1 protein-coding gene and 1 pseudogene are annotated in these 1,776 nt (G+C 70.8%); both read left to right on the top strand.

Annotated elements, in window-relative coordinates:
• Positions 1–1,279 (top strand): hypothetical protein (locus ABZ749_RS34765; RefSeq protein ID WP_357235565.1); only part of this gene is annotated, 1,279 nt, incomplete at its 5' end.
• 95 nt (positions 1,280–1,374) lie between these two features.
• Positions 1,375–1,661 (top strand): annotated as a pseudogene (locus tag ABZ749_RS34760) (winged helix-turn-helix domain-containing protein); the annotation flags it as partial.
• Between the last annotated feature and the right edge of the window lie 115 nt (positions 1,662–1,776).

Raw genomic sequence — 1,776 nt, 5'->3', positions numbered from 1 at the left:
CGCCTTGAACGTTGCCTCGACGACGAACTTCCCCGCCGCGCACGTCGCCCGGTCCAGCATCGTGGTGACCAAGCTGGGCACCGAGGGGAAGGTCCAAATCAGGAACGCCAGCAGCGGGACCGTGCACATCGTGGTCGACCTGCAGGGCTGGTACGCCGACCCGATGCCGTTCCTGCCGACGGAGTCCTTCTCCCGCTCGACGGCCTTGCAGGGGGAGCCGAGCGACGGCAGCTCGCTCGGGGTCATCGTCTACGCGCACACCGACAACACCGGGCAGGTGCGGGTCGTCCACCAGCAGAACCCGGACGATTTCAGCAGCGTCCAGCACATTCCCCAGTTCGGTGCGGAGGCGTTCACCGGGCAGCCCGCCTTGAATGTGCAGAGTGGCACCAAGCAGGTGCAGATCAGCGCCCTGCACACCACCGGCACCGTGTGGACCGGTGCCCAGACGGCGGCGAACGCGGCGACCTGGGCGACGACCGGGAACCTCGGCGGCACCATGGTGGGCCGGCCTGCCTCGGTCACCCTCGCCGACGGCACCAGCGTGATCTTCGCCGTGGACGTCGATGGTCGCCTCTGGCACTACCGACAGACCGGGACGGGTGCGTCGTGGAAGAGCCTCGGTGACGTCGACCTCACCGGCGGCGTCACTCTGGTGAAGGTCGACGCCGGTGTCCGACTGGTCGCCACCACCATGACCGGCACCATCAAGACCGCGCTCTACTCCACCGACGGCACCCTCAGTGCGTGGGTCGACCTCGGCGGAAACGTGACCGGTGTGCCAGCCGCCTTCATCAACCAGGGCTACCGGACCGCCGTGGTGGCCCGTGCCGCCGACGGTTCGCTGATCATGAAGAAGCAGGAACTGGGTGGGGCCTGGCCGGCGACCTGGCAGACGGTGGGCACGTTCACCGCCGCCGGTTCCCCAGCCGCGATCCTCGACCCGGCCCTGGGGCGGATCGTTGTCGTCGCCCGGGGTGCCGACAACGAGATGTACCGGGTGTACGAGACCGAGCAGGGCTCCAGCACCTTTGGTGAGTGGCTGCGCCTGTACGAGAACCCGAGCGACCCGACCGCCGCCACCGCCGCCACCGATCCCACCATCGCGCCGATCCAGAACTCCGGCGGAACCGGCTTCGTGGTGGTCTACCGCAACCGGAACAACACCACCATCGCGCTGGACCGGCGGTTCGCCGCCCCCGGTGGGATGGCGGCAGCGAAGGCCAGCCCGTCGGCGGTCAGCTTCACCGCACACCTGATCCCGACGCCGAAGTCCTGAGCCTCGGCACCACCAGCTTGGGGGCCTTCGTCCACGTGACGGAGGCCCCCGGGTCGTTGTTCACCGGCTCGGCGCCTGCTTCCTACACTGGGGCGATGAGCGTTGGCACCGACGGTCGGGGGATGGCCGAGCTGGCGGCCCTGCTGGCCGACGGCACCCGCGCCGGGATGTGCCTGGCGCTGCTCGACGGGCGGGCATGGACCGCCGGTGAGCTGGCCCGGCGCGCCGGCGTCGCCCCGTCGACGGCCAGCGACCACCTCACCCGACTCGTCCGCGGTGGGCTGCTCGTCGAGGAGCGGCAGGGCCGCCACCGTTACCTGCGGCTGGCCGGGCCGTCGGTGGCCCAGCTCATCGAGGACCTGGCCGGGCACGCCCCGGCCACGTACTTCTTCTCGCTGATCGCCGGGCCGTACCACGTCCGGCGGGCCGAGCACGACGGCGTGCCGCTGGGCATCGGGCCACCAGGTCAGCGGTCGGACCGGGCGCGTTGAGGCGCT

Source organism: Micromonospora sp. NPDC047753, assembly GCF_040642735.1.
Lineage (GTDB): Bacteria > Actinomycetota > Actinomycetes > Mycobacteriales > Micromonosporaceae > Micromonospora.
The sequence above is the reverse complement of the archived record's forward strand: the minus strand, read 5'-3'. Positions and strand labels throughout refer to the sequence as shown.